This window comes from Dehalococcoidia bacterium (assembly GCA_025054935.1).
Lineage (GTDB): Bacteria > Chloroflexota > Dehalococcoidia > SpSt-223 > SpSt-223 > JANWZD01.
The window spans coordinates 1-4,060 of record JANWZD010000031.1 but is presented as its reverse complement, the minus strand read 5'-3'; the positions used below and the strand labels follow the sequence as shown (position 1 = coordinate 4,060).

Genomic DNA, 4,060 nt, shown 5'->3' with positions numbered 1-4,060 from the left:
GGCGGCCGGCGGTGGAACGGCGGTTTATCGCGCTCCTGATGACCGAGCGCGAGGAGCTTGGGGACCAGCTCCGTCACGCGCTCAGTCTGTTGAAATCGGCAGGGTATGGGATCGATTGGCGGAAGCTGCTGCGCGACATCGAGGCGTGGAGCCACCCTGAGCGCCTCGTGCAGCGACGGTGGGCGCGCCACTTCTGGCGCTCGCTCGAGAGGACGGACGAGAACACCGAGGAGGGAGAAGAATGATCGTCGAACTGCACCTAATCCAAAACTTCGCGCCCGCCAATCTGAACCGCGACGATACCGGAGCGCCAAAAACGTGCGAGTTCGGCGGGGTGCGCCGCGCTCGCATCTCGAGCCAAGCGCTGAAGCGCGCGATCCGGCAGCTGTGGCGCGCTGAGTCGCTGCTGCCGCCGGAGCATCTCGGCTATCGCACGCTGCTGCTCGTTCAAGAGCTGGCCAATCGCCTCGCGGCGCGCGGCCGCTCTGCCGATGAGGCGCAGGCGGTCGCGCGCCGGCTGATCGAAACGGCCGGGATCGATCTGAAGGCAAGCGGCATGCCCGGCTATCTGGTCTTCATCGGCGAGCGGGAGCTGGCGCAATTGGCCGACCTCGGCGAGACGCATTGGGCTGTCCTGCAGCGGGGGAGCAGCCTGCCTTCTGAAGTGAAGAAGGCGATTGGGTCCGCGCTGGACGGGGGCAAGGCGGTCGATATTGCCATGTTTGGCCGGATGCTTGCGGATATTCCGACGAAGAATGTCGAAGCGGCAGTCCAAGTGGCGCATGCGATCTCAACCCATGCCGTCGCTCAGGAGTTCGACTACTTCACCGCGGTCGATGACCTGAAGCGAACGCTGGCGGCGGAGGGCGACGATGTCACGGGAGCGGGGATGATCGGCACGGTCGAGTTCAACTCCTCGTGCTTCTACCGCTATCTGAATGTCGATGTGGAGCAGCTGCTTGCGCCGGGCAATCTCAACGGCGAGCGCGACCTCGCGCGGACGGCGCTGAGGGCGCTGCTGGATGCGGGGGTGCGGGCGATCCCCTCGGGCAAACAGAACAGCATGGCGGCGCACAATCCGCCGTCGTTGGTGATGACGGTGGTGCGCGACTGGGGCTGCTGGTCGCTGGCGAACGCGTTTGCCAAGCCGGTCCGACCGGGGCGGGACGGCGACCTCATTACGGCGTCGGTCGAGGCGCTCGATGTCTATTGGGGCAACCTGACGAGGATGTACGGCGGCGACGGCATCCGGTCGGTGCGGGTGGCGACGGAGCGGGCGGCAGCGCTGGCGACGCTGCGCGAGCGCCACGTTGAGCCGGTGGCGGAACTGATCCGCCAGACGGTGGAGGATGCGCTGCCATGACTGTCCTTCTGCTTCGCCTCGAAGGGCCGATGCAGGCGTGGGGGGTCGACAGCCGCTTCGTCGTCCGCGATACACGCCGCGAACCATCGAAGAGCGGAGTGATTGGACTGCTCTGCGCCGCCTTAGGCAAGCCGCGCGCCGAGCGTCCGAACGACGGCTTTCCCCGGCTGGCGGAGCTGGCCGCGCTGCGCATGGGGGTGCGCATCGACCGCCCGGGGCGGCTCGAGATGGACTTTCACACTGCCAAGGACGTTGCCGAAGCGGATGGCCGGGGCAAACGCGATGTCCTCTCGCGGCGCTACTACCTCGCCGACGCGAGCTTTCTGGTTGGGCTTGAAGGAGAGGAAGCGCTGCTGCGTCGGCTGGATGATGCCTTGCGCCGGCCAGTGTGGCCGCTCTTTCTCGGGCGCAAAAGCTTTGTTCCCGGCAAGCCGGTGCGCCTGCCGGACGAACCGCCGTCTGGGCCCGGCCTGCAGCCCGGGACGCTGGAAGAGGTGCTGGCGCGCCACGACCGCCCGCCGGGCCGGCAGCGGGTCGTGATCGATGCGCTGCCGGGGCCGAGCAGCGAGCCGCGGCCTGATGTCCCGGTCGACTTCGCGGCGCGGCGCTTCGCTACGCGCTCGGTTCGGTCGTGGCTGCTGGAAGAAGGAGGAGCGTGATGATCCTTTCACGGTTGTGGCTGAACCCGCGCTCGCGGCTGGTCCAGCAGGACCTCGCCGACTGTCAGGCGATGCATCGCCGCTTACTTTCGGCCTTTGCCGACGATATCGGCGGCCGGGCCGGGGCGGGCTTGCTCTACCGGATTGAGCCGGCGGCGGCGGGTCGGCCGCTCACGCTTCTTGCCCAGTCGCTCGTGATGCCGGACTGGACGCGGCTTCCTGAGGGATGGCTGCTGCCGGTTGCGGGCAACCCGGCGCTCAGCGATCTCGGCGCCGTCCTCGACCGGATTGGCGTCGGCATGCGGTTCCGGTTTCGGCTGCGCGCCAACGCAACGCGGAAGATCGATACCAAGAGCGGACCGGACGGGGCGCGGCGCAACGGCCGGCGCGTGCCGGTGCGGGGGGATGAAGGGCGGCTGCGATGGATTGCCAGCAAGGCGCAAGAGGCTGGCTTTGCGATCGAAACAGTGCGGGCGTCGGCTGAGAGCGCTGCGGCTCCTGTTCTCGCGGTCGATGCTCGGCCCGAGCCGGTAGTGCGGGGGTGGCGGCCGGGAGGGGCGGGTGAGATGCGTCGGCTGACGCTGGCCTCGGTGCTGTATGAGGGAGTGCTTCGGGTGACCGACCCTTCGGCGTTTCGGAACGCGATTGGTGCCGGCATTGGGCCGGGCAAAGCGTATGGGATGGGCCTGCTTTCGATCGCACCACTGGAGTGAGCGATGCCGGAGGATCTGCATCTCTTGCCGAAGCTGCGGGACAGTCTGAGCTTTCTCTACCTCGAGCACTGTGTCATCGAGCAAGAGGCGAAATCGATTGCCGCGCTGACGGCGTCCGGCTCGACCGCGATCCCCTGCGCCGGGCTGACGCTGCTGATGCTGGGGCCGGGGACGACGATTACGCACGCGGCGATCCGGACGCTCGCGGAAAATGGCTGCCTTGTGCTGTGGACTGGGGAGGAGGGGGTGCGGATGTATGCGCTTGGGCTCGGCGAGACGCGCTCGGCGGCGCGGCTGATTCGGCAGGCGGCGCTGGTGTCGGACCCGGCGCAGCGGTTGGCGGTCATCCGGAAGATGTACGAACTGCGCTTTGGGGAGCCTATCGACCCGGCGCTCAGTTTGCAGCAGATCCGAGGCCGGGAAGGCCGACGCGTCCGGGAGGCGTATGCGAAAGCGAGCGCGGAAACGGGGGTGCCGTGGGAAGGGCGGCACTACCGGCGGCAGCGCTGGACGGCGGCTGACCCGATCAATCGCGCGATCTCGGCGGCGAACAGCGCCTTGTATGGGATCTGCCATGCGGCGATTGTGTCGTTAGGGTACTCTCCGGCGCTGGGGTTCATTCACACCGGGAAGATGCTGTCCTTTGTCTATGACATTGCCGACCTGTACAAGGCGGAGATCGCCATTCCGGTGGCGTTCCGGGTGACGGCGGAGGGGACAGAAGACCTCGAGCGTCGCGTGCGCATTCGGCTACGTGATCGGTTTCGCGAGACGCGCTTGCTGGAGCGGGTGGTGCTGGATATTGAGCGGCTGCTTGGAGGAGAGGCCGAAGAGGAGGCGGCGCTGGACAGCGACGACCCGGCGCTGCCGGGCGGCTTATGGGATGGGGAAGGGGGCGTGGTCGCGGGAGGAGTGAACTGGGATGATCGTGCTGGTGCTGGAACGGGCATCGCCGAGCCTGCGGGGTGAACTGACGCGGTGGCTGCTTGAGCCGCGCGCGGGGGTATTTATTGGGAATGTCTCGGCGCTGGTGCGGGAGAAGCTGTGGGAGCAGGTCTGCGCGAAATGCGAAGGAGCCTCAGCTCTGTTGATCTACTCTGCGCCGACGGAGCAGGGATTTGCGATGCGGCTTTTTGGCGAGCCGTCGCGTACGGTCGAAGACTTCGAGGGGCTATCGCTAGTGGTCCGTCGTCGGCGTTCTCCCATTCCCTAGTGTTGTCCCCACGCACGTGGGGGTGAACCGTACTATTGACATGCTGCGCAGGGTGGTTATAAGTTGTCCCCACGCACGTGGGGGTGAACCGTGCGGTATCTGCCGCCAGATT

The 4,060-nt window shown here is 67.0% G+C and carries 6 protein-coding genes; all 6 read left to right on the top strand.

Annotated elements, in window-relative coordinates; genetic code table 11:
• A partial coding sequence (gene casB / locus NZ773_16070; GenBank protein MCS6803444.1) for a type I-E CRISPR-associated protein Cse2/CasB occupies positions 1-245 on the top strand: 245 nt, incomplete at its 5' end.
• Positions 242-1,363 carry a type I-E CRISPR-associated protein Cas7/Cse4/CasC gene (gene cas7e / locus NZ773_16065; protein MCS6803443.1) on the top strand — a complete coding sequence of 374 codons (1,122 nt, stop codon included), beginning with the start codon at positions 242-244 and terminating at the stop codon, positions 1,361-1,363. The genes casB and cas7e, both read left to right, overlap by 4 nt.
• Entirely contained in the window at positions 1,360-2,022 is a 663-nt protein-coding gene (gene cas5e / locus NZ773_16060) for a type I-E CRISPR-associated protein Cas5/CasD (GenBank protein MCS6803442.1), read from the top strand. The genes cas7e and cas5e overlap by 4 nt, the downstream gene beginning before the upstream one ends.
• Positions 2,022-2,735: a type I-E CRISPR-associated protein Cas6/Cse3/CasE gene (gene cas6e / locus NZ773_16055; protein ID MCS6803441.1), complete on the top strand. Its 714-nt coding sequence runs from the start codon at positions 2,022-2,024 to the stop codon at positions 2,733-2,735. The genes cas5e and cas6e overlap by 1 nt, the downstream gene beginning before the upstream one ends.
• 3 nt (positions 2,736-2,738) lie before the next feature.
• Positions 2,739-3,704, top strand: coding sequence for a type I-E CRISPR-associated endonuclease Cas1e (cas1e, locus tag NZ773_16050; protein MCS6803440.1), 966 nt, complete (start codon positions 2,739-2,741; stop codon positions 3,702-3,704).
• Positions 3,658-3,948, top strand: coding sequence for a type I-E CRISPR-associated endoribonuclease Cas2e (gene cas2e, locus NZ773_16045; protein MCS6803439.1), 291 nt, complete (start codon positions 3,658-3,660; stop codon positions 3,946-3,948). The genes cas1e and cas2e overlap by 47 nt, the downstream gene beginning before the upstream one ends.
• The last annotated feature ends 112 nt before the right edge of the window (positions 3,949-4,060 follow it).